Annotated in this window: 19 protein-coding genes and 1 other RNA gene; 18 read left to right on the forward strand and 2 right to left on the reverse strand. The window is 36.0% G+C overall.

All coding sequences use genetic code 11. The features are described from left to right. Window positions 1-9: 9 nt before the first annotated feature. The 12 genes from tgt to MUA87_RS06110 all read left to right on the forward strand — a co-directional run bounded on the left by tgt (window position 10) and on the right by MUA87_RS06110 (window position 15,522). Complete coding sequence (gene tgt, locus MUA87_RS06055) at window positions 10-1,149, forward strand: tRNA guanosine(34) transglycosylase Tgt (protein WP_002481122.1); 1,140 nt, start codon at window positions 10-12, stop codon at window positions 1,147-1,149. A gap of 17 nt (window positions 1,150-1,166) precedes the next feature. Further along, the gene (yajC, locus tag MUA87_RS06060; RefSeq protein ID WP_002481121.1) at window positions 1,167-1,427 is read left to right on the forward strand and encodes a preprotein translocase subunit YajC; all 261 of its coding nucleotides are present in this window, start codon (window positions 1,167-1,169) and stop codon (window positions 1,425-1,427) included. 432 nt (window positions 1,428-1,859) lie between these two features. Continuing rightward, entirely contained in the window at window positions 1,860-4,136 is a 2,277-nt protein-coding gene (gene secDF, locus MUA87_RS06065) for a protein translocase subunit SecDF (RefSeq protein ID WP_002481120.1), read from the forward strand. 138 nt (window positions 4,137-4,274) lie between these two features. Further along, complete coding sequence (gene recJ / locus MUA87_RS06070) at window positions 4,275-6,548, forward strand: single-stranded-DNA-specific exonuclease RecJ (RefSeq protein ID WP_262551390.1); 2,274 nt, start codon at window positions 4,275-4,277, stop codon at window positions 6,546-6,548. A gap of 18 nt (window positions 6,549-6,566) precedes the next feature. Further along, on the forward strand, window positions 6,567-7,085 hold the full coding sequence (locus tag MUA87_RS06075) for an adenine phosphoribosyltransferase (RefSeq protein ID WP_023016066.1): 519 nt from the start codon (window positions 6,567-6,569) through the stop codon (window positions 7,083-7,085). A gap of 351 nt (window positions 7,086-7,436) precedes the next feature. After that, window positions 7,437-9,626: a RelA/SpoT family protein gene (locus MUA87_RS06080; protein ID WP_002481117.1), complete on the forward strand. Its 2,190-nt coding sequence runs from the start codon at window positions 7,437-7,439 to the stop codon at window positions 9,624-9,626. Window positions 9,627-9,641: 15 nt separating this feature from the next. Next, complete coding sequence (gene dtd, locus MUA87_RS06085; RefSeq protein WP_262550272.1) at window positions 9,642-10,094, forward strand: D-aminoacyl-tRNA deacylase; 453 nt, start codon at window positions 9,642-9,644, stop codon at window positions 10,092-10,094. Next, complete coding sequence (locus tag MUA87_RS06090) at window positions 10,091-10,966, forward strand: N-acetylmuramoyl-L-alanine amidase family protein (RefSeq protein ID WP_002481115.1); 876 nt, start codon at window positions 10,091-10,093, stop codon at window positions 10,964-10,966. Before dtd ends, MUA87_RS06090 begins: the two co-directional genes overlap by 4 nt. Window positions 10,967-11,291: 325 nt before the next feature. Beyond that, window positions 11,292-12,566 (forward strand): histidine--tRNA ligase, encoded by a 1,275-nt coding sequence (hisS, locus tag MUA87_RS06095; protein ID WP_107587334.1) that lies wholly within the window; start codon window positions 11,292-11,294, stop codon window positions 12,564-12,566. Window positions 12,567-12,581: 15 nt separating this feature from the next. After that, a complete protein-coding gene (aspS, locus tag MUA87_RS06100) occupies window positions 12,582-14,348 on the forward strand; it encodes an aspartate--tRNA ligase (protein ID WP_057510442.1) in 1,767 nt (588 codons plus the stop codon). A gap of 72 nt (window positions 14,349-14,420) precedes the next feature. Then, window positions 14,421-14,611, forward strand: a non-coding RNA gene (gene ssrS, locus MUA87_RS06105) — 6S RNA. Window positions 14,612-14,745: 134 nt separating this feature from the next. Further along, window positions 14,746-15,522 (forward strand): tRNA threonylcarbamoyladenosine dehydratase, encoded by a 777-nt coding sequence (locus MUA87_RS06110; RefSeq protein WP_023016063.1) that lies wholly within the window; start codon window positions 14,746-14,748, stop codon window positions 15,520-15,522. Between the two features lie 51 nt (window positions 15,523-15,573). On the opposite strand, the gene MUA87_RS06115 is transcribed toward MUA87_RS06110, so the two are convergent. Beyond that, entirely contained in the window at window positions 15,574-16,854 is a 1,281-nt protein-coding gene (locus MUA87_RS06115; protein WP_060804777.1) for a replication-associated recombination protein A, read from the reverse strand. An 86-nt stretch (window positions 16,855-16,940) separates the two neighbouring features. On the opposite strand from MUA87_RS06115, the gene cymR reads away from it, so the two are divergent. Both cymR and MUA87_RS06125 read left to right on the forward strand, forming a co-directional pair. Beyond that, window positions 16,941-17,360, forward strand: a complete 420-nt coding sequence (gene cymR / locus MUA87_RS06120) for a cysteine metabolism transcriptional regulator CymR (RefSeq protein WP_002481110.1) — start codon at window positions 16,941-16,943, stop codon at window positions 17,358-17,360. Window positions 17,361-17,489: 129 nt separating this feature from the next. Further along, the gene (locus tag MUA87_RS06125) at window positions 17,490-17,696 is read left to right on the forward strand and encodes a CsbD family protein (RefSeq protein WP_023016061.1); all 207 of its coding nucleotides are present in this window, start codon (window positions 17,490-17,492) and stop codon (window positions 17,694-17,696) included. Between the two features lie 94 nt (window positions 17,697-17,790). Here MUA87_RS06125 and MUA87_RS06130 read toward each other — a convergent pair whose 3' ends face one another. Continuing rightward, complete coding sequence (locus MUA87_RS06130; protein WP_057510444.1) at window positions 17,791-18,795, reverse strand: LLM class flavin-dependent oxidoreductase; 1,005 nt, start codon at window positions 18,793-18,795, stop codon at window positions 17,791-17,793. Window positions 18,796-18,977: 182 nt separating this feature from the next. Between MUA87_RS06130 and MUA87_RS06135 the strand changes: the two genes are divergently transcribed. The 4 genes from MUA87_RS06135 to recD2 all read left to right on the forward strand — a co-directional run bounded on the left by MUA87_RS06135 (window position 18,978) and on the right by recD2 (window position 24,422). Continuing rightward, the gene (locus tag MUA87_RS06135; protein ID WP_023016059.1) at window positions 18,978-20,120 is read left to right on the forward strand and encodes a cysteine desulfurase family protein; all 1,143 of its coding nucleotides are present in this window, start codon (window positions 18,978-18,980) and stop codon (window positions 20,118-20,120) included. Between the two features lie 2 nt (window positions 20,121-20,122). Beyond that, window positions 20,123-21,235, forward strand: a complete 1,113-nt coding sequence (gene mnmA / locus MUA87_RS06140) for a tRNA 2-thiouridine(34) synthase MnmA (protein ID WP_002481106.1) — start codon at window positions 20,123-20,125, stop codon at window positions 21,233-21,235. A gap of 101 nt (window positions 21,236-21,336) precedes the next feature. Next, window positions 21,337-22,005: a tetratricopeptide repeat protein gene (locus tag MUA87_RS06145; protein WP_002481105.1), complete on the forward strand. Its 669-nt coding sequence runs from the start codon at window positions 21,337-21,339 to the stop codon at window positions 22,003-22,005. A 2-nt stretch (window positions 22,006-22,007) separates the two neighbouring features. Further along, complete coding sequence (gene recD2 / locus MUA87_RS06150) at window positions 22,008-24,422, forward strand: SF1B family DNA helicase RecD2 (protein WP_262550279.1); 2,415 nt, start codon at window positions 22,008-22,010, stop codon at window positions 24,420-24,422. Window positions 24,423-24,622: the final 200 nt, after the last annotated feature.

The raw sequence follows: 24,622 nt of genomic DNA on the forward strand, positions 1-24,622 counted from the left end.
GAAAAAGTTATGCCTGCAGTAACTTATGAACATATCAAAACATGTAAACAATCCGGTGCAAGGTTAGGAATCGTGCATACACCGCACGGTTCATTTGAAACACCTATGTTTATGCCAGTAGGAACACAAGCTACCGTTAAAACTATGAGTCCTGAAGAACTAAGGGAAATTAATGCACAAATCATTCTAGGCAACACATACCATTTATGGTTGCAACCCGGTAATGACATTATTAAACGCGCGGGTGGTTTGCATAAATTTATGAATTGGAACGGCCCAATTCTGACCGATTCAGGTGGTTTCCAAGTATTCAGTTTAAGTAATTTACGTAAAATCACAGAAGAAGGTGTTCATTTCAGACATCATAAAAATGGTTCTAAATTATTCTTGAGTCCTGAGAAAGCGACAGAGATTCAAAATGATTTAGGTTCAGATATTATGATGGCATTTGATGAATGTCCGCCAATGCCTGCTGAATATAAATATGTCAAAGACTCTATCGAAAGAACAACAAGATGGGCAGAGCGTTGTCTGAAAGCACATAAACGACCAGAAGACCAAGCTTTATTCGGAATTATCCAAGGTGGAGAATATAAAGATTTACGTCAGCAAAGCGCTGAAGAATTAGTGAAGTTAGATTTTCCTGGCTATGCGATTGGCGGATTATCTGTGGGTGAACCTAAACCAGTCATGTATGACATGGTTGAATTTACTGAACAATTCATGCCTAAGGATAAACCACGTTATTTAATGGGTGTCGGCTCACCAGATGCTTTAATCGAATGTAGTATTCGTGGTATGGATATGTTTGATTGCGTATTACCAACACGTATAGCACGAAATGGTACATGTATGACTTCTAATGGTCGTGTGGTTATTAAAAACGCAAAATATGCGGACGATTTAAGTCCGCTTGATGAAAATTGTGATTGTTATACATGTCGTAACTATACAAAAGCTTACTTGCGTCATTTAATAAAAGCAGAAGAAACTTTTGGTATACGCCTAACTACTTATCATAACTTATATTTTCTGTTAAAATTAATGGAGGATATCAGACAGGCCATTCGGGAGGATCGTCTTTTAGATTTTAAAGAGGAATTCTTTGAACAATATGGATTGAATGAAGAAAATCCTAAAAACTTTTAATTAAAGGAGTAATGTTTGTGAATTTAACCGGTCTTATTTTACCTATTGCATTATTAGCTTTAATGTGGTTCTTCATGATCAGACCACAACAAAAGCGTCAAAAGGAACACCGTGAAATGGTGAACCGTTTGGAATCAGGACAACACGTTACAACAATCGGCGGCATCAAAGGTGTCGTACGTGCAGTTGATGAAACAACAGTTGTCATTTCAGTTAACGACAAAGGCACTCAAATCACATTTGAAAAAGGTGCTGTAAAACAAGTTAATCCAGACTAATTAATGTTAGTATGACATAGTATAGGCAAGCGTAAGCGAATTACCTGTACATAGATTAACCCAATAAACATCCTAAAGCGATCCGATATAGATTGTTTTAGGATGTTTTAATTTTGTTTGAATTACTTTAAATGCATGAAAAGTTGTTTTAAATTAGTGTAGGAGCGTGTATAATTCAATATTGGAATACGATTTTATAAGGTTTTGCATAGTATTAACGTGATTTAATGTTGATTTTAATCAATTGTACACGCTATGCATCACACAAAGTATTGTTCGAATTTTTGAAAGCTGAGTAAGGATGTAGTAAGCTATATAGGTTCATTCAATTGAAGTGCAGTGTAAGAACAAACCGAAACGTTTGGTTTTAGCTTGCAGTTCATTTGAAAAATCAAGTATGCTATTTACATAAGTAAATAATGAGGTGTTCATGTGAAGAAAAACAGTAGAATAATTGCATTCTTGTTACTTGTTGTGTTGCTTTTTGCTGGCATGGCAGCAACTTACAAGAATGTAATTAAAGACGTTCGTTTAGGCTTGGACCTTCAAGGTGGATTTGAGGTACTTTACCAAGTTAATCCATTACAAAAGGGTGATAAGATAGACGATAAGGCTGTTCAAGCCACAGCCAAAACGTTAGAAAACAGGGTCAACGTCTTAGGGGTATCTGAACCTAAGATTACTGTTGAAGATAATAACCGTATTCGAGTACAACTTGCTGGTGTTAAAAACCAAAATGAAGCTCGAGACATTTTATCTTCACAAGCGAATTTAACGATTCGTGACTCAGACGATAACGTTAAATTAACAGGTAAGGATTTAGTTCAAGGTTCTGCAAAACAAGAGTTTAAACAGAATACCAACCAACCGGCTGTTACTTTCAAATTGAAAGATAGTAAAAAATTCAAGAAAGTCACAGAAGAGATTTCAAAACGTAAAGAAAACGTGATGGTTGTTTGGTTAGACTACGAAAAAGGCGATAGTTACCAAAAAGAAAAAGAGAAAAAAGACCCGAAATATGTTTCAGCAGCGTCAGTTGATCAACCTATCAACTCTGACAGTGTAGAAATTTCTGGTGGATTTAATGGCGAAGAAGGCGTTCAAAAAGCAAAACAAATTGCTGACTTATTGAACTCTGGTTCTTTACCAGTACATCTTAAAGAAATTTACTCTAACTCTGTAGGTGCACAGTTCGGTCAAGATGCATTAGATAAAACAATCTTCGGTTCATTATTAGGTGTCGGAGTCATTTACTTATTTATGGTAGGATTCTACAGATTACCTGGTATTATTGCCGTAATTACATTAACAACATATATCTACTTAACTTTAGTAGCCTTCAACTTCATTCATGGTGTACTTACATTGCCAGGTTTAGCGGCACTGGTACTTGGTGTCGGTATGGCGGTTGATGCGAACATCATCATGTATGAACGGATTAAAGATGAGTTGAGAATCGGACGAACATTGAAACAAGCTTTCCACAAAGCGAATAAGAGTTCCTTTATTACGATTTTAGATGCGAACTTAACAACTGTCTTAGCGGCAGCTGTGTTATTCTTCTTTGGTGAAAGTGCGGTTAAAGGTTTCGCTACGATGTTATTACTCGCAATCTTAATGAGTTTCGTGACAGCAGTATTCTTAACACGTATCTTATTATCATTGTTAGTACAATCAAATTACTTCAAGAAAAGTTTCTGGTTATTTGGTATTAAGAAGAAAGATAGACATGATATCAATGAAGGTATTGATGTGTATCAATTAAAAACACCTTATGATCATTGGAACTTCATGAAACTTGCGAAACCATTATTCTGGTTCAGTGGTATTGTGATTGCTGCTGGTGTAGTGATTCTGTTTATATTCAAATTAAACTTAGGTATCGACTTTACAAGTGGTACACGTGTTGATATGAAAGCAGATCATAAGATTACACAAGAAGACGTTACAAAACAATTAGACAAAGCGCATATGAAGCCTGACCGTATTTCATTATCTGGTAATAACGATAGCGCTTCTGTTCAATTTAAAAATGATTTGAGCAAAGACGAAGTTGCTAAAGTTAAAAATGTGATGAAAAAAGAATTCGGTAATGAACCTACTGTTAACACAGTTTCACCGGTGATTGGTCAAGAAATTGCGAAAAACGCATTACTTTCATTGATTTACGCATCAATCGGTATGATTATATACATTTCATTACGATTCGAATGGCGAATGGGCTTATCATCTATCATCGCATTACTGCATGATGCCTTTATGATTGTTGCGGTATTCAGCTTGTTCAGAATTGAAGTAGATGTAACATTTATCGCAGCAGTTCTAACAATTATCGGTTACTCTATTAACGATACAATCGTTACATTTGACCGTGTACGTGAGAACTTGCATAAAATCAGGGTGATTACTAAACCAGAACAGATTGACAAAATTGTAAACCGTTCAATCAGACAAACACTGACACGTTCAATCAACACTGTATTAACAGTTGTGATTGTTGTAGTCGCATTATTAATCTTCGGTGCATCAAGTATCTTCAACTTTGCACTTGCATTATTAATTGGTTTAGTTTCTGGTGTATTCTCATCTGTGTTCATCGCTGTACCTTTATGGGGCATGATGAAAAAACAACAGCTTAAAAAAGCACCAAATCATAAACTTGTCGTTTATCGTGAAAAACGTAAAAACGAAGATAAAATTCTGGTTTAATAGAACGAGAGTATTAACTCCTGGACTTTTTAGTCTGGGAGTTTTTTTATGATGTAAAACGCTATGTTTGGTAGAAGTTGCTTTTTATTTTATGAGTTCTTCTGTATAATGACATTTGGAAAAGAGGGAAGTCGTTATATGATTAAAGCTAAGTATAAATGGGATTTACAATCGAATATATCAGAAATCACATCAGATGACGCTAAAGCATTAAAGCTTACACCTATCGTACAAAAAATATTACAAAGCAAAGGTGTAATAGCGTCTTCTGAAATCAAACAATTACTAGAACCATCTCAAATTCAGCATGACCCTTATGCGTTAAGTGATATGAAGAAAGCTATCGAACGTATCAATCAAGCACTTGATAAAAAAGAACGTATTTTAGTTTATGGAGATTATGATGCTGATGGGGTAACATCTACATCTATATTAGTCAGTGCATTAAGAGAACTTGGTGCAGAAGTCGGATGGTATATTCCAAATCGATTTACTGAAGGATATGGACCAAATGAAGCAGCCTTTAGAAATGCGGCGGATGAAGGTATCGATTTGATTATTACAGTTGATAATGGTATCCAAGGTCATCATGAAATGCTAGTGGCTAAAGAATTAGACATAGATGTGATTATTACAGATCACCATGAAATTGGTGAAACGTTACCGGAAGCTTATGCGATTGTGCATCCGATGCATCCAGATTTTGACTATCCATTTAAATACTTAAGCGGTGCAGGGGTCGCATTAAAAATTGCTCAAGCATTACTTGATCATCCTGCACCTGAATTTACAGCTTTGGCAGCCATCGGTACAGTTGCTGATTTGGTCTCATTAACAGATGAAAACCGAGCTATTGTACAACAAGGTATAAAAGTGATGAACAATCATCCATCAGTTGCCATCGAAGCGCTGCTAAGTCAAGCAGGGTATAACGACGCGATAAACGAAGAAACGATTGGTTTTATAATAGGACCGCGTTTGAATGCAGTAGGCCGTCTAGATGATGCAAGTTTAGCAGCGGAATTGTTAATGTGTGAAAGTGCGGAAGAAGCGGAATTCTTAGCTGAGCAAGTTGAACATTTTAATCAAGAACGAAAAGATATTGTTCATGAGATTGCAGACGAAGCACTTGAAATGGCACAAGCGGAAGTAGAAGCTGGAAACCGCTTCTTAATCCTTGCCCAAGAAAATTGGCATGAAGGTGTTCTTGGCATCGTTGCCTCACGAATTGTTGAAACATATGGCTTGCCGACGATCATTCTAAACATTGATACTGCACAAGATTTTGCGAAAGGTTCTGCACGCAGTATTGAACAAGTTTCAATGTATGAGATGCTAGATAAAGAAAGACCATTGATTTCAAAATTCGGTGGGCATCATATGGCAGCGGGAATGACTTTACCAATTGAAAATATAGAAAAGCTTAAAACAGCGTTAAATGCTCATATGGCAGAACTCGCAAAACACGAAGATTTAACACCTAGGAAAAAAGTAGATTTAGTATTAAGCGAATCTGATATTACGGTTAAAAATATTTCAGATATTGAAAAGTTACGACCATTCGGTACAGACTTTACTAGTCCTGTGTTTGAATTAGATGGGATTCAAGTCAAACAATCTAAAGGGATTGGTCAAGAAGGCAAACATTTAAAAATGACACTAGGTGATTCTAAGTTACAAGCCCTTTATTGGCAAAATGGTGCATATGCACACCAACTAGAACCGAACGAGCCCTTAAATTTAATCGGGACCTTACAAATAAATGAATGGAATGGTAATCAATCACCTCAATTCATGGTACAAGATATGGCTTCAGAACAGCTGCAAATTTTAGACTTCAGAGGCAAAGCACGTCAACATGAGATGCATGATAATGCATCGACTGCAGAAATTATCAATGCACAGGCTGAAAAAGCACATGAACATCAATATTTCTATGGAGATATAATTGAACAAGTTTATGACAGATATATCTTTAAAGAGTTACCATTGGATTTAGAAACCATGGCACAAACATTAAAGTCAATTCAAGCCAGTCAAATTATTTTAGAGTTGAACCATCAACACTCTATTTATTTTGACGGCATGCCGCAAATGAACCATTTTAAGGCGTGCTATAAAGCCTTATTTTTGAAAGATGAAATCAACTTAGAACAAGATGGAATGCAGTTATGCAACTATTTAAAAATCAAACCGCCTTTATTGATATTTATGCTCAAAGTCTTTAATGAATTAGATTTTATTGAGAATAATCATGGTATAATTAAAGTGAATAAAAATGTAGATAAAAAGGACATTACTTCTAGTAAGCTTTATCAAGCAAGACTTAAACGGATAGATGTTGAGAAATTCTTGTTATATGATGACTTTTCAAAGGTGAAACTTTGGATTAAAGAACAGCTAGCTAAGTAATTAGGAGGAAATAAATAAATGGATTTAAAACAATATGTTTCAGAAGTACAAGATTGGCCTAAAGAAGGCGTCAATTTCAAAGATATCACAACGATTATGGATAATGGGGAAGCTTATGGTTATGCGACAGATCAAATCGTTGAATTTGCTAGAGAAAAAGAAGTAGATATCGTTGTAGGTCCTGAAGCACGTGGCTTTATCATCGGTTGTCCTGTAGCGTATTCAATGGGAATTGGGTTTGCACCAGTACGTAAAGAAGGCAAACTTCCTAGAGAAGTCATCAAATATGAGTACAACTTGGAATATGGTACTAACGTTTTAACTATGCATAAGGATGCTATTAAACCAGGACAACGCGTCTTAATTACTGATGATTTGCTAGCGACAGGCGGCACGATTGAAGCTACAATCAAACTCGTTGAAGAACTAGGAGGTATTGTGGCTGGTATTGCCTTTATCATCGAATTAAAATATTTACATGGTTATGAAAAGATTAAAGACTACGAAGTATTAAGCTTAATTTCATATGATGAGTAAAATAATGTATCGCTTACTAGTGAAGGGTAAGCGATACATTTATTTATTTGCAAAATTTGTTTTTTGTTTTTAAAATAAAAGTTAATTCTACAAGGTAAGCTTGTAAACGACACTGACAAGATAATTGCGAAAGTTCACACAATACGTCGAAGTATAGTGGTTCAATTATCTGTCAATGTATAGTAGAATAGATATATTATTTAATATAAATGTAAGTTGTGATAAAAGGAACGAGTTGAAAATAGGCTGGTAACCTATATAACTATTGTCGAAATACGAAATATTCAAACAAACTGACAAGCAGTTTATAAAATAAAATGTACTTAAAAAGAAGATGTGGGGGTGTCTAATGTGAATAATGAATATCCATACAGCGCAGATGAAGTCTTATATAAAGCAAAATCCTACTTATCCAAAGAGGAGTATGAACATGTCTTGAAAAGCTATCATATCGCATATGAAGCGCATCAAGGCCAATTCAGAAAAAATGGTTTGCCTTATATTATGCACCCGATTCAAGTAGCTGGTATTTTAACTGAGATGCATCTTGACGGACCGACTATTGTTGCAGGCTTCTTACATGATGTAATTGAGGATACTCCTTACACATTTGATGACGTAAAAGCGATGTTTAACGATGAAGTAGCCATGATTGTTGAAGGGGTTACGAAATTAAAGAAAGTCAAATATCGTTCTAAAGAAGAACAACAAGCTGAGAACCATAGAAAGTTATTTATTGCGATTGCCAAAGATGTACGTGTTATCTTAGTTAAATTAGCAGATAGACTGCATAATATGCGTACTTTAAAAGCGATGCCGAGAGAAAAACAAATTAGAATTTCTAAAGAAACATTAGAGATTTACGCACCGCTTGCACACCGTTTAGGGATTAATACAATCAAATGGGAACTTGAAGATATAGCGCTTCGTTATATCGATGGTGTACAGTACTTCCGTATCGTCAATCTCATGAAGAAAAAACGTAGTGAGCGTGAAGCTTATATTGCGAACGCGATAGACAATATACGTGCTGAAATGGATAAAATGCATATTTCAGGTGAGATTAACGGCCGTCCTAAACATATTTACAGTATCTATCGTAAAATGATGAAACAAAAGAAACAATTCGATCAAATCTTTGATTTATTAGCAGTGCGTATTATTGTTGATTCAATTAAAGATTGTTATGCGGTATTAGGTTTAGTACATACTTTATGGAAACCGATGCCTGGCAGATTCAAAGACTATATTGCGATGCCTAAACAAAACATGTATCAATCGTTGCATACCACTGTTGTAGGTCCTAATGGCGATCCTTTAGAAATTCAAATCAGAACACATGAAATGCATGAAATTGCTGAACACGGGGTTGCGGCGCATTGGGCTTATAAAGAAGGCAAGAAAGTCACTGATGATAATTCAAGTTATGCTAAGAAACTATCATGGTTGAAAGACTTGGCAGAAGCGGATAAAACAGCGAATGATGCACAAGAATTTATGGAATCATTGAAGTTCGATTTACAAAGTGATAAAGTATATGCCTTCACACCACAAAGTGATGTGATTGAATTACCTTATGGTGCAGTTCCGATTGACTTCGCCTATGCCGTACACAGTGAAGTCGGCAACAAAATGATCGGTGCAAAGGTCAATGGTAAAATCGAACCGATTGATTACGTATTGCAAACTGGAGATATTGTTGAAATACGAACAAGCAAACATTCCTATGGACCAAGCAGAGACTGGTTGAAAATTGTTCGTTCTTCCAGTGCAAAAAGCAAAATTAAAAGCTTCTTCAAAAAACAAGACCGTTCTTCAAACATTGAAAAAGGTAAGTTTATGGTAGAAGCGGAAATTAAGGAACAAGGCTTTAAAGTTGATGAAGTATTGACAGAAGCGAATATAGATATCGTCAATCAAAAATATAATTTCTCAAATGAAGATGATTTATTTGCGGCAGTAGGTTTTGGCGGTGTGACATCATCACAAATCGTTAACAAGTTAACGGAAAAACAACGTATTCTTGACAAGCAACGTGCATTGAATGAAGCGCAAGAAGTCACAAAATCTGTACCGATTAAAGACAATATCACCACAGACAGCGGTGTTTATGTTGAAGGTATTGAAAACGTATTGATCAAATTATCTAAATGCTGTAATCCGATTCCAGGTGACGATATTGTAGGTTATATTACTAAAGGACATGGTATTAAAGTACACCGTACAGATTGTCCGAATATCCGAAATGAAAAAGAACGTTTGATCAGCGTAGAGTGGGTGAAATCTAAAGACTCTACACAACGTTATCAAGTTGATTTAGAAGTCACTGCCTATGACCGCAACGGATTACTTAATGAAGTACTACAAGCGGTTAACGCAACTGACAGTAATTTAGTTAAAGTATCAGGTAAATCTGATGTTGAAAAAAATGCTATTATTAATTTAAGTGTGATGGTTAAAAACGTCAACGAAGTATTTAAAGTCGTAGAACGTATTAAACAACTAGGAGACGTCTATACAGTAACAAGAGTTTGGAACTAACTGAGGTGTATATAAATGAGAGTAGTAGTACAACGTGTCAAACAAGCATCTGTAACAAATGAAACGTTAAATAATCAAATTGGAAAAGGTTTATGTTTGTTAGTTGGTGTAGGTAAAGATTCGACTGAAGCAGATGTGCAAGCAGTGGCAAAAAAGATAGCCAATGCAAGAATCTTTGAAGATGAAGAAGGAAAAATGAATTTGAATGTGCAGCAAATCGGGGGTGAGATATTATCTATATCTCAATTCACGTTATATGCTGATGTTAAAAAAGGCAATAGACCTGGCTTTTCAAATTCTAAATCTCCAGATGAAGCAAATCGCTTATACGAAGCATTGAACGATACATTACGTACTTATGACTTAGAAGTTAAGACAGGTGAATTCGGTACTGATATGTTAGTGGATATCGCAAATGACGGTTCTGTGACGATTATTTATGAAAGTCAGGACGGCAAAGTGATATGAACCGAATAGAACGGTGGTTTAAAAAGCATAGACTTAAACCGATTCCCGTACTCATTGCTGCACTCTTAATTATTATTGTTGTATTTACGATAATTCTCGTTGCCAATTATCAAGATAAACATGATGATAGTGTAACAATGAAAGAAGATGCAGAATTAAGAACGGGTCCTAACGCCGTTTATCCTGAGATTTTTCCTGCTGAAAAAGGTGAAACATTCCATAAACTTGATAAAAAAGGTAAATGGATTTATGTTGAAACGAGTAATGGCAAGCAAAAAGGATGGGTGGCTGGATGGCATACGGATTTAGATATTCCGCCAGATAATGATCCGAATGCTAAGCCGTTAAAAGGCAAAGTGATTGTACTGGACCCTGGTCATGGCGGTGGTGACCAGGGAGCAGCCAGTGGCACTAAGTATAAATCTTTAGAAAAAGTTTATACTTTAAAAACTGGATTGGAGTTAAAAAAGAAACTTGAGCAAGAAGGCGCAACTGTTAAAATGACGCGTGACAATGATAATTACGTCAAACTGAAAGATAGAAATCTTAAAGGTGATGCGTTTATCAGCTTACATAATGACGCTTTGGAGTCTCCTGAAGCAAATGGCGCAACAGTATATTGGTACAAGAAAAAACAAGAAGATTTAGCACAAGTTTTAAGTATGAGTATACAGAAAAAAGGTTTGCTGTCACCAAAAGGTGCAAGACAGGAAAATTATCAAGTATTGCGTCAATCTAAAATACCAGCTGTGTTAATTGAACTAGGGTATATCAGTAATCCAACAGATGAGATGATGATACGAGATAAATTGCATCGTCAAATATTAGAACAGTCTATTGTTGATGGTTTGCGTATGTATTTTTCAGCTTAAATAGTTGCAATCAATGCTTAAAATCGTTATGATAGTATCTGAATAAAATAATTAAAACCGTTACGATTCTTGAATAGACATTACGAAATGATACAAGAGAAATAATCCTAGGCTGAAAGATTATTCAGAGTAATTTTGTCATTATTGAACACAAGAAGAGGTGAAGGTAAATAGTTACTGTTTATCTTCCGTACAACATACGTTAAATGTTTAAAGTGGAACTGTGCTATACAGTTCAATTAGGGTGGCAACACGGAAAATTCGTCCCTTGTGTGATAGTGATATCATACAAGGGGCTTTTTTATTTCTAAAAGGAAGTGACGATATGATTAAAATCCCACGTGGTACACAAGATATTCTGCCTGATCAAAGCAGAAAATGGAGATATATTGAAACAAAATTAGATGAATTAATGGAACTTTATAATTATAAAGAAATTCGCACACCTATTTTTGAAAGCACTGACTTATTCGCAAGAGGTGTCGGCGATTCAACAGATGTTGTACAAAAAGAAATGTATACATTCAAAGATAAAGGTGATCGCAGTATTACATTAAGACCAGAAGGTACTGCAGCAGTAGTTCGTTCATACATTGAAAATAAAATGCAAGGTGATCCGAACCAACCGATTAAACTTTACTATAATGGTCCGATGTTCAGATATGAACGTAAACAAAAAGGGCGTTATCGTCAATTTAATCAATTCGGTGTAGAAGCAATCGGTGCCGAAGATCCAAGTATTGATGCTGAAATTTTAGCAATGGTAATGCATATCTATGAATCATTCGGTTTAAAACACTTGAAACTTGTGATTAATAGTGTGGGTGACTTTGATTCTCGTAAGGAATATAACGAAGCGTTAATTAAGCACTTTGAACCTGTCATTGATACGTTCTGTAGTGACTGCCAATCTCGCTTGTATACGAATCCAATGCGTATTTTGGATTGTAAAGTGGATAGAGATAAAGAAGCGGTTAAAACTGCACCACGCATCACAGAATATTTAAACGAAGAATCAAAAGCTTATTATGAACAAGTTAAAAGTTATTTAGATGAATTAGGTATTCCTTATGTGGAAGATCCAAACTTAGTTCGTGGTCTAGATTATTATACACACACGGCTTTTGAATTAATGATTGACAGTCCAGATTATGATGGTGCAATCACAACACTTTGCGGCGGCGGACGTTACAATGGTTTATTAGAATTACTAGATGGACCAAAACAAACAGGTATTGGTTTCGCATTAAGCATTGAACGTTTACTACTGGCGTTAGAAGAAGAAGGTATCGAAATCGAAGATGAAGATCATTTAGATTTATTTATTGTAACGATGGGTGAGAAAGCGGACCGTTACGCAGTTAAATTATTAAATGATTTACGCCATCACGGTATTAAAGCAGATAAAGATTACTTGAAACGTAAAATTAAAGGTCAAATGAAGCAAGCGAACCGTGTAGGAGCTGAATATACGATTGTAATCGGCGACCAAGAACTTGAAGATGGAAATATCAATATCAAACATATGGAGAGCGGAGAATCAGAAGCGATTCAACTCACGGATTTAGTTTCATATTTTGAAGAGAAGAAAGCGAAATAAGAGGAGAGAGTAATTATGAGTAAAAGAACAACTTATTGTGGTCTTGTAACGGAAGACCTTTTAGGACAACACGTCACTTTAAAAGGATGGGTACACAATCGTCGTGACTTAGGTGGATTAATCTTTGTTGATTTACGTGACCGTGAAGGCTATGTACAAATCGTCTTCAACCCAGACTTTTCTAAAGAGGCATTAGAAGTTGCAGAATCTATCCGTTCTGAATACGTGATTGAAGTTGAAGGTACAGTAACAAAACGTGATCCTGAAACTGTAAACCCTAAAATTAAAACAGGTAATGTTGAAGTACAAGTTGATAAAATCAATATCATCAACAAAGCACAAACTCCGCCATTTTCAATAAATGATGATTCACAACAAGTGGATGAAAATATCCGTTTAAAATATCGTTATTTAGATTTAAGAAGACAAGAACTTGCGCAAACAATTAAAATGCGTCACCACATTACACGCGCAATTCATGAATATTTAGATAAAGAAGGTTTCTTAGATATCGAAACACCTTTCTTAACTAAATCAACACCAGAAGGTGCACGTGACTATTTAGTACCATCTCGTGTGCATGAAGGTAAATTCTATGCGCTACCGCAATCACCACAATTGTTCAAACAATTATTGATGATCAGCGGCTTCGATAAATATTACCAAATCGTAAAATGTTTCCGTGACGAAGACTTACGTGCAGACAGACAACCTGAATTCACGCAAGTCGATATTGAAATGAGTTTCGTAGATCAAGAAGATGTTATGGAACTTGGTGAAGACATGCTGAAAAGTGTTGTAAAAGATGTTAAAGGTGTTGAATTGACTGAACAATTCCCACGTATGACATACGCAGAAGCTATGTCACGTTATGGTTCTGATAAACCAGATACACGTTTTGACATGGAGTTATTGGATGTTTCAAAACTAGGAGAAACAATGGACTTCAAAGTCTTTAAAGATACAGTAGAAAAAGGCGGAGAAGTAAAAGCATTAGTTGCGAAAGGTGCTTCAGACAAATATACACGTAAAGATATTGATAAATTAACTGAGTTTGTGAATATCTATGGCGCAAAAGGATTAGCTTGGGTCAAAGTTGTTGAAGATGGCTTAAGCGGACCAATCGCAAGATTCTTTGAAGATGAAAATGTTGAAACATTAAAATCTTTAACAGATGCAGAAGCAGGAGATTTAGTATTATTTGTTGCAGATAAACCAAGTGTTGTCGCACAAAGTTTAGGTGCATTACGTGTAAAATTAGCGCATGAGTTAGGCTTAATTGATGAAGATAAATTAAACTTCTTATGGGTAACAGATTGGCCGTTACTTGAATATGATGAAGATGAAAAACGCTATGTAGCAGCGCACCATCCTTTCACATCACCTAAAGATGAAGATTTAGACAAATTAGATTCTGAACCAGAAAAAGCACAAGCGAAAGCGTACGATATCGTATTAAACGGTTATGAATTAGGCGGCGGTTCAATCAGAATCCACAATGGTGATATTCAAGAAAAAATGTTTGAAGTCTTAGGCTTTACAAAAGAAGAAGCACAAGATCAATTCGGCTTCTTACTTGATGCATTCAAATATGGTGCACCACCACATGGCGGTATCGCATTAGGTCTTGACCGCTTCGTCATGTTATTAACAGGACGTACAAACTTACGTGATACAATCGCATTCCCTAAAACTGCGTCAGCTGTATCATTAATGACACAAGCACCAAGTGAAGTTTCTAATAAACAATTAGAAGAATTAGCATTGCGCATTCGTCATTAATAGAAAAATTACACTTTGAGAGTGTTTATATTTGCAATTACCATTTTATGTGGTAATATCTAAGTATAAGATAGTCGTCTGAAATACTCGTAGTTTGCTGTATGTATTTTGACCTAACACTCTTTGATCAGGGAGTCCAATAGGTTTTCTTGCAGCGCACACGCCTCTTAAGGAGGACTTGCAAAACAAGAAACAGGGCACCCACCTGTAATTAGCAGGCCAAAATGATCAAGCTCTAATAACTACGGTACAACGGATTCTATCGTACGTAGGACTTCGGTCCTACGTATTTTTTTTATTTTCTTTTCAAAGTTTGGCTTTTTTCACGAAATAATATTATCTAAATTTGTTATAATGGTATATGGTAGTAAAGTTAGATTAAAGGAGTATAGATTTGATGAAACATCAATTTTCACGTAATGAATTGGCATACGGTAAAGAGGGACTTGATTTATTAAAACAACAAACAGTTGCAGTACTTGGCGTTGGGGGCGTTGGGTCTTTTGCAGCAGAAGCTTTAGCTAGGACAAATATCGGCCATATCATTTTAATTGATAAAGATGATGTGGACATTACTAATGTGAACCGTCAATTACACGCACTTACAACGACTATCGGTCAAAGTAAAGTGACATTGATGGAAGAACGTATCAAATTAATCAATCCAGATTGTAAAGTAACTTCTTTACATATGTTCTATACCGAAGAAACGTATGAACAACTGTTCAATGATTATGATATTGATTACATTATTGATGCGAGCGACACAATTATTTATAAAGTGCATTTGATGAAGGAATGTTTGAAACGCGGCATTAAAATCATTTCTAGTATGGGTGCTGCAAATAAAACAGATCCAACACGTTTCCAAATTGCCGATATTTCTAAAACGAATACAGATCCTATCGCAAAAATAATTAGACAAAAATTGAAAAAAGAAGGTATTAAAAAAGGGATTCCAGTTGTTTTTTCAGATGAAAGTCCAATCGTCATCAGAGAAGATGTTAAAGAAACAGTCGGCGATAAAAATGCGGCAACGCGTAAAGGTCAAATGCCACCATCTTCAAATGCATTTGTGCCAAGTGTAGTAGGCTTAATTTGTGCAAGTTATGTCATCAACGATGTCTTAAAAGATATACCTGTGACTAGAATCAAAGATAAAAACCAAAAATAAAAAGGCTGATGTAGAATCGTAGACTGACTACGATTCTTCTATCAACCTTAATTAACGCTTGTTTTGCTGCTTAGTAATATTGTCATAGATTTGTTTAAGTTGCTGTTCAGTTTTAGATGTTGTTTTAGGATGGTAATAATGTCTGTTTTTAAGTTTATCCGGCAGATATTGCTGTGGTATAAAGCCATTCTCAGAATCATGCGGATATTGATAACCAATTGCATGACCTAATTCTTTAGCGCCTTTATAATGACCATCTTTAAGATGATTAGGCACTTGGCCGACATGACCTTTTCTAATATCAGATAAAGCAGCGTCAATGGCTTTGATACCTGAATTTGATTTAGGTGATAAGCATAATTCAATAACTGCTTGACTGAGCGGAATGCGTGCTTCTGGAAATCCTAAACGTTCTGCAGATTCAATGGCAGCGAGTGTACGTTGCCCGGCACCAGGGGATGCTAAACCGATATCTTCATAGCTGATCACTAGTAATCTTCTCGCGATGGTTGGGAGATCTCCTGCTTCAATCAGTCGTGCAAGATAATGTAATGCGGCATCAGTATCACTGCCTCGAATTGATTTTTGGAAAGCACTCATGACATCATAGTGCATGTCACCATCTTTATCACTGACAAAGCTGCCTTTTTGCATACAATCTTTGGCATCTTCTAAAGAAACGTGAATTTTGTCATTCTCATCAGGTTTAGCACTTAGTACTGAAAGTTCTAAGGCGTTTAAAGCACTGCGCACATCACCGTGACTTTGAGTAGAGAAGTATTGCATTGCATCATGATCAACTGTTGCATGATAGGAAGCAAGACCGCGTTCTTCATCAGCTAAAGCGCGTTCTAATGCTACAGCAACATCTTCTTCTGTCAGAGGATAGAGTTCAAATATCTGTGCTCGTGAACGAATAGCAGGATTAATCGCATGGTACGGATTGGATGTTGTCGCACCAATAAGTACAATTTTTCCGTTCTCTAAGTGAGGTAACAGGAAATCTTGTTTAGCTTTATCTAAACGATGGATTTCATCAAGCAGTAAAATGACTTGACCAGACATTTTCGCTTCTTCAACCACCATTTGCATGTCTTTTTTGGTATTTGTCACAGCGTTTAATTGTCTGAACTTAAACTGTGTAGAACCTGCGATGGCTTTCGCAATACTGGTTTTTCCAATACCAGGAGGTCCATAAAAAATCATTGAAGTCAGTCGTTTGGATTCAACCATTCTTCTAATGATACCTTTTGGACCAACTAAGTGTTGTTGTGATATGATTTCATCTAGGTTTTGCGGACGCATTCTAGATGCTAAAGGTTCGTTAGTCAAGATAGAGTCACACCTTTCTATTACTATATTAACGTAAAAAATGCTAGAATTGAATAAAATAAAATCGGATTAAGCGAGGTAATAAAATGAAAATTTCAACAAAAGGGAGATATGGCTTAACCTTAATGATTTCTCTTGCTAAGAGGGAAGGTCAAGGTTGCGTATCGTTAAAAACTATTGCAGAAGAAAATAAATTAAGTGATCTATACCTAGAACAATTAGTAGGACCTTTAAGAAATGCCGGATTAATTCGTAGTGTACGCGGTGCTAAAGGTGGATACCAACTCCGTGTCCCAGCTGATGAAATTAAAGCCGGAGATATTATTCGCCTGCTTGAAGGTCCGATTTCATTCGTTGAAAGTATAGATTCAGAACCGCCAGCACAACAAGAACTTTGGTTGCGCATGAGAGACGCAGTCAGAGAAGTATTAGATGGCACAACGTTAAAATATTTAGCAGACTTTAACGATACTGATAAACGCGATAATTACATGTTCTATATTTAATAAGTATTGCAGTTCAACTACAGGTTGTTGGACTGCATTTTTTAATGCGTAATATGGATATGTTTATTCAAATTCACATGTGGTATTCATATAATATAACTAGATTTGAAATAATTGGAGGAATCGATTATGGCAAATAAAGGTGAAGACAAATTAGAACAAGCAAAAGGCAACGTTAAAGAAACAGTAGGTAATGCTACTGATAATAAAAAATTAGAAAATGAAGGTAAAGCAGATAAAGCTTCAGGTAAAGTTGATGAAAAAATTAACAATGCTGCAGACAAAGCAAAAGATGCAGCTGGCAAATTAAAAGATAAATTCAATAAAGATAAATAATTATCAATCAATAAATAGAAATAACGGGCAGAATCTTAAATGGTTCTGCCCGTTATTTGTGTTTTAACCAAAATACTAATCAACGTATATATATTTATTTACGAACTTGTTTCATAACACGTTGCAAGCGTTCGAATGATTCTTTTTGTTTTTCTTGATCATAGATATAACTAATTGCCATCAATTCATCAAACTCGCCGTAGATATCCATGAATTTTTCGATTTGTTGTTTAACAGTTTCTTCTGAACCTACTAATGAAACGCCTAAGCGACCTTTTGCCATTTGTAATTCTGCAGGAGTAAGCACATCTGCTAAATTATCAATTGGTGGTTGCAGCGGTTCCATTCTACCGCGTGTAATGCTCACTGTAACTTGTGCTAATGTTGTTGCTAATTTTTCAGCTTCTTGATCTGTTTCAGCAACAATCGCATTCAAGCATACAATCATATATGGTTTGTCTAATACTTCAGATGGTTCGAATAATTCTTTATAAATGGACATAGCTTCTCTCATTTGTTGCGGTGCAAAGTGACCAGCAAATACATAAGGTAAGCCCATTCTTGCAGCGAGATGTGCAGAGTCTGTAGAAGAACCTAAAATATATAACGGAACGTTTTTATCAACAGCAGGATATGCACGTACGTAGCCTTGTTGGTTTTCTGGTCCGAAGTATTTTTGTAGTTGTGCAACTTCTTCAGGGAACGCATAAACACCATTATGTTGATCTCTGCGTAATGCGCTCGCTGTCATCATATCTGTACCCGGTGCACGGCCTAAGCCTAAATCGACTCGGTTTTTAAACATTGTTTCTAATGTACCGAATTGTTCAGCTACGACTAATGGTGCATGGTTTGGCAACATAATACCGCCTGAACCGACACGGATGTTTTTCGTATGCTCTAATGTGTGTTGAATCAATAACGCTGTCGCAGAACTCACTAAATTCGGAGCGTTATGATGTTCTGCAATCCAATATCGTTCATATCCTAATTCATCTAGATGTTGAGCTAAGTCCACCATATTATCGATGGCTTGCTTCTCATCTTCACCTGATTTAACAGGTACTAAATTGAGTGCAGAAACTTTAATTTCACTCACATAAAGACCTCCTCGTTTTGAATGATATATTAATTATAACAAGAACAAATATTAGAAAGAATTTTATTGCTTAAAGCATGTGCTTTGCATGTTATAATATTTGTGGAACAGAGTACTAGAAAAATTGTAGTGTTGGTGCTAGAATTGGAACATTGATAAAATTGTGAGGAAGTGTCTGACAAATGGAAGTATATGCAGATTATGCAGCAACAACTCCAGTAAAAGAAGAAGTAATTGATAAGATGATGGAATTGTATGCGAAGCATTATGGCAATCCTTCATCCATTCATCGTGTAGGTAGAGATGCCAGACAATATTTAGATGCATCACGTAGAGAAATTGCGTCATTATTAAGCGCAACGCCTAATGAAGTGATTTTCACTAGTGGGGCAACTGAATCTAATAATACTGCGATTAAAGGGTTAGCATATGCTAATCAACATAAAGGAAAGCATTTAATTACATCAAAAATTGAACATCATTCTGTCTTGCATGTATTTGAACAACTAGAGCGTGAAGGCTTTCACGTTACGTATTTAGATGTTGATCGTGAAGGTATCATCGATTTAGAACAATTAAAGGCAGCTATGAGTGATGAAACTATTCTTGTTTCTATCATGTTTGTGAACAATGAAGTAGGTACCGTACAGCCGATGTATGATATAGAAGACATCGTTAAAGCACATGATGCTTATTTACATGTGGATGCTGTACAAGCAGTTGAACATCTGTCGATTGAATTTGATGATTTTAAATTCGATACAATGAGTATAACAGCACATAAATTCGGTGGACCTAAAGGTGTCGGTGCATTGTTAGTTAAACCGAAGACACCTATTCAATTTTCACAACTTGGCGGTGAACAAGAAACAAAACGTCGTGCAGGAACAGAAAATGTACCGCAAATTGCGGGAATGGCTGAAGCATTAAAATTAGCTACAGAACATCGTGATGAAAACAACATTCATTTAATGAATCTTAAAGAAACATTTTTAGTTAACTTGCAAGAACGCAGTATTCCATTTGAAGTGAACGGTTCAATGACCGATACAACAGGACATATCTTGAACTTGTACTTCCCATTCATCGATGTGGAAACGATGTTAACTTTGCTTGATTTAGCGAATATTGCAGTCTCATCAGGCTCTGCATGTACTGCAGGTTCAACTACACCATCACATGTCTTAGCAGCCATGTATGGTGATGACGACCCTAGAACAAAACAATCTATCCGCTTCAGTTTTAACGAATTAACAACTGAACGTGACATTAAATATATCGTAGCAGAAATACAGAAAATTTATTTGAAATTTAAGGAGGAATAAGCGTGAGCAACCAAGATACTCGTGTTGTAGTAGGAATGTCTGGCGGCGTAGACAGCTCAGTGACTGCCTATCTTTTAAAAGAACAAGGCTATGACGTCATCGGTATTTTCATGAAAAACTGGGATGACACTGATGAAAATGGCGTTTGTACCGCGACAGAAGACTACAATGACGTGATTGCTGTTTGTAACCAAATCGGTATACCGTATTATGCGGTAAACTTCGAAAAAGAATACTGGGATAAAGTCTTTACTTACTTCCTAGATGAATATAAAAAAGGACGCACACCAAATCCTGATGTGATGTGTAATAAAGAAATTAAGTTCAAAGCATTTTTAAACCATGCTATGAAACTCGGTGCAGATTATGTGGCGACAGGCCATTATGCACAAGTAAGACGCAATGAAGATGGCACAGTAGAAATGCTGCGTGGTGTGGATAATAATAAAGACCAAACATATTTCTTAAATCAACTGACACATGAACAACTATCAAAAGTAATGTTTCCACTTGGCGGCATGGAGAAATCAGAAGTCAGAGAAATCGCGTTAGCACAAGATTTAGCAACTGCGAAGAAAAAAGATTCGACAGGAATCTGCTTTATCGGTGAACGAAACTTCAAAGATTTCTTATCTAATTATTTACCAGCACAATCTGGTGATATGCGCACATTAAACGGTAAAAAAATGGGAACACACGGCGGTTTAATGTATTACACAATCGGTCAACGTCATGGTCTAGGTATCGGCGGCGATGGAGATCCATGGTTTGTTGTAGGTAAAAACCTTGAAGATAATGTGTTATATGTAGAACAAGGTTTCCATCATGATGCATTGTACAGTGATTATTTGATCGCTTCTGACGTTTCACTTGTGAACGATATCGACTTATCACAAGGTTATCGTTGTACCGCAAAATTTAGATATCGTCAAAAAGATACAGGGGTGACAGTGACACAAATCGGTGATGATCAAATCCGTGTTGATTTTGATGAACCAGTACGTGCAATCACACCTGGACAAGCCGTTGTATTATATGATGGCGACGTTTGCTTAGGTGGCGCAACAATTGATGATGTTTATAAAAATGAAGGTCAACTCACATATGTTGTCTAAATTTTAATCAGGGACTAGGACTTTCCTAGTCTCTTTTTTACATAGTTTCAAGTTTTTCTGATAAAATAAAGAGTTGAATAAGAAAGAAATGAGGACTAAGCATGAAACAAGAAGAAATTTATCAGTTAATTAAAGAAGGTCAATTTGAAACAGCGTTAAAAGCACTGTTTGAAAATATTGATGCACATCCTGAAGACATTGAAAACTACATTAATTCAGGTATTCTGCTTGCGGAAGCAGGTGAAATTGAAAAAGCTGAGAAATTTTTCCAAAAAGCTTTAACTATCGATCCGAACAACGGTGCGATTTATTATAATTTAGCTAATGTTTATTATAATGCAGAAAGTTTTAATGATGCGATTAAACTTTATCAACAAGCACTCAAAACAGGTGTCGATGAAGCGGATACCAATTATATGATAGGGATGTCATTTAATAACTTAGGTGACTATAAATCTGCATTACCTTTCCTTATGCGTGCTGCAGAATTAGATCAAAATAAAGATGAAGAAATTCAATTCCAATACGGTTTAGTCCTATGCCATTTAGAATTGTTTGATCAAGCTGTCAAACAGTTAGATACCGTGTTAAATATAAATCCCAAACATACAGACGCATTATATAACCGTGGTTTAGCGGGTTATATGTTTACTGAAGAAATCTATGAAGCAATCCCATACTTTGAAAAAGCAATAGAGATTGATCCAGAACATTTATTAAGTCAGCATGCACTTAAAACATTCACCCAATTTGATGCAGAGGAGGAATAAATTTGGAGAACCCTACATTGTTTGACTATTCGATGGTCAAAGGAACAGTAGAAGCAATCTTATTTCAAAATAAAGATAATTTCTATACCGTATTAAAAGTAGATCCGATTGAAACCAATGAAGATTTTGATAATATGCCTACAATTGTGGGGTTCTTTCCTGAAATTGCTGAAGGCGATGTTTATACCTTCAAAGGTCAAGCTGTGACACACCCTAGATACGGCAAACAATTAAAAGCTGAAACTTTCGAAAAAGAAGTACCGCAAACAAAAGATGCGATTATCAGTTACTTATCAAGTGATTTATTTAAAGGTGTCGGTAAGAAAACGGCTGAAAATATCGTAAATACACTTGGTGAAAATACCATCAATAAAATTTTAGATGATCGTTCAGTCTTAGAAGATGTACCGAATTTATCTAAAAAGAAACAAAGTCAAATCGCAGATCAAATCTACAGTAATCAAGAAGTAGAAAAAATTATGATCAGACTTCATGATTTAGGCTTCGGTCCGAAATTAGCGATGAGCATCTATCAAGTTTATCAAAGTGACACCTTACAAACGATAGAGAAAAATCCATATGATCTTGTCTATGATGTACGTGGTGTCGGTTTCCATAAAGCAGATACTTTAGCTAAGAATTTAGGCATAGAATATAATGCCCCTGAACGCTTAAAAGCAGGTCTGCTTTATACGATAGAAGAAGAGTGTATTAAACAAGGTCATACATTTTTACCTAAAGATTATGTATTAGAAACTTCGTTAGAGATGTTAAGCAAGGGATATGACCAAACGATAGATGCCAGTATGTTAGAAAAAATGATACTTGAATTGACAGAAGAAAGTAAGTTGGTGGAAGCGGATGAAACACTTTCTATCCCAAGCTTATATTATTCAGAAGTCAAAAGTGTGCAGAACCTGTATCGTATTGCGTCACATCAAGCTAAATTAGAGAATATTGAACAATCTGACTTACAAATCAATATTGGTGAAATCGAGGAAATGAATGGAGTCAACTACGCATCTTCTCAAAAAGAAGCACTTGAAACAGCGATTAATTCAAAAGTCATGCTGCTGACAGGTGGTCCAGGTACCGGTAAAACAACGGTTATCAAAGGCATCGTTGAACTCTATGCGGAAACGCATGGTTTATCCTTATCCTATGACGATTACCAAGAAGATGATTATCCGATAGCGCTTGCTGCACCTACAGGACGTGCAGCCAAACGTTTACAAGAATCGACTGGACTTGAAGCAATGACTATCCACCGTTTAATCGGCTGGAGTCAAGATACCAAGCCTGAAGATGTCTTAGAAAATGAAATTACTGCTAAGCTCATCATTATTGATGAAATGTCAATGGTAGATACATGGTTGTTTCATCAGTTCTTGAATGCAGTACCGATTGATGCACAAATCATTTTAGTCGGAGATGAAGACCAATTACCATCAGTCGGCCCAGGACAAGTGTTTAAAGATTTAATTGATGCGAAAGTCATTCCACGTGTTAATTTAACTGAAGTTTACCGTCAACAAGATGGTTCTAGTATCATTGAACTCGCACATAAAATGAAATTAGGTCAGCCGATAGACATTACTGAGCGATTCCACGATCGCAGCTTTATTCCTTGTACAGCTGAACAAATACCAGATGTAGTCAATAAAGTGGTGAGTTCTGCTGTTAAAAAAGGCTACGATATGAGCGATATTCAAGTCTTGGCTCCGATGTATCGCGGCAGTGCCGGCATTAAGCGTTTAAATAAAGTATTACAAGATATCTTGAATCCTAAAGCTGAAGATGCAAGAGAGATTGAGTTCGGAGAAGCGGTCTTTAGAAAGGGCGACAAAGTCTTACAACTTGTGAATCGTCCTAATGATAATATTTTCAATGGCGATATCGGTGTGATTGTCGGTATCTTCTGGGCACGTGAAAACGAATTAAATAAAGATATACTTGTCGTCGATTTTGAAGGCAATGAAATTACATTTACCAAACAAGATATGATGGAGTTAACACATGCTTATTGCACTTCCATTCATAAAGCACAAGGTTCAGAGTTTCCAATTGTTATTATGCCGATTGTAAAACAATATTATCGCATGTTGCAGCGTCCGATTATCTATACAGGACTTACACGTGCCAAACAATCTTTAGTTTTTCTTGGTGACAGCCAAGCCTTTGACATCGGTATGAAGACCCATGGCCAAGTTCGTATGACGAGACTCGCACAATTGCTCAGAGATTACTTCGGTCATGAGAGTGAAACAAATGAGGAACAAGCAGATGAACAAACAAATGACAAAACAACCTCAGCACCTGCACAACAACTCGTAGAATTAACAGAAGCAACGATTTATGAAATTGACCCGATGATTGGTATGGGTAAGGTCACACCTTATACTTTTAATCATGAATAAAGTGTTGTGTGAAGTATGATATATGTTGACTTTTAAAGTCTGTCAGACTAAAATAAAATTAATTCGCATAAAGCCGAGTAAGCAAATCGTTATGCCTAAGAGAGGTACCGGGTGGTGTAAGGTATCGCATCATTTGCTGAACGCTACTTTATGTCAGTCCGTATAAGAACAAGAGTGATGCAGGATAATTTGCTGCATAA

It is taken from the genome of Staphylococcus simulans (assembly GCF_025561465.1).
Classification (GTDB): Bacteria; Bacillota; Bacilli; order Staphylococcales; family Staphylococcaceae; genus Staphylococcus; species Staphylococcus simulans.

What these genes read in the sequence shown, in the direction of transcription:
- tgt (WP_002481122.1), top strand. Translation starts at nt 10, where the DNA reads ATGCCTGCAGTAACTTATGAACATATCAAAACATGTAAACAATCCGGT.
- recJ (WP_262551390.1), top strand. Translation starts at nt 4,275, where the DNA reads ATGATTAAAGCTAAGTATAAATGGGATTTACAATCGAATATATCAGAA.
- MUA87_RS06075 (WP_023016066.1), top strand. Translation starts at nt 6,567, where the DNA reads ATGGATTTAAAACAATATGTTTCAGAAGTACAAGATTGGCCTAAAGAA.
- dtd (WP_262550272.1), top strand. Translation starts at nt 9,642, where the DNA reads ATGAGAGTAGTAGTACAACGTGTCAAACAAGCATCTGTAACAAATGAA.
- MUA87_RS06090 (WP_002481115.1), top strand. Translation starts at nt 10,091, where the DNA reads ATGAACCGAATAGAACGGTGGTTTAAAAAGCATAGACTTAAACCGATT.
- hisS (WP_107587334.1), top strand. Translation starts at nt 11,292, where the DNA reads ATGATTAAAATCCCACGTGGTACACAAGATATTCTGCCTGATCAAAGC.
- aspS (WP_057510442.1), top strand. Translation starts at nt 12,582, where the DNA reads ATGAGTAAAAGAACAACTTATTGTGGTCTTGTAACGGAAGACCTTTTA.
- MUA87_RS06110 (WP_023016063.1), top strand. Translation starts at nt 14,746, where the DNA reads ATGAAACATCAATTTTCACGTAATGAATTGGCATACGGTAAAGAGGGA.
- cymR (WP_002481110.1), top strand. Translation starts at nt 16,941, where the DNA reads ATGAAAATTTCAACAAAAGGGAGATATGGCTTAACCTTAATGATTTCT.
- MUA87_RS06125 (WP_023016061.1), top strand. Translation starts at nt 17,490, where the DNA reads ATGGCAAATAAAGGTGAAGACAAATTAGAACAAGCAAAAGGCAACGTT.
- MUA87_RS06135 (WP_023016059.1), top strand. Translation starts at nt 18,978, where the DNA reads ATGGAAGTATATGCAGATTATGCAGCAACAACTCCAGTAAAAGAAGAA.
- MUA87_RS06145 (WP_002481105.1), top strand. Translation starts at nt 21,337, where the DNA reads ATGAAACAAGAAGAAATTTATCAGTTAATTAAAGAAGGTCAATTTGAA.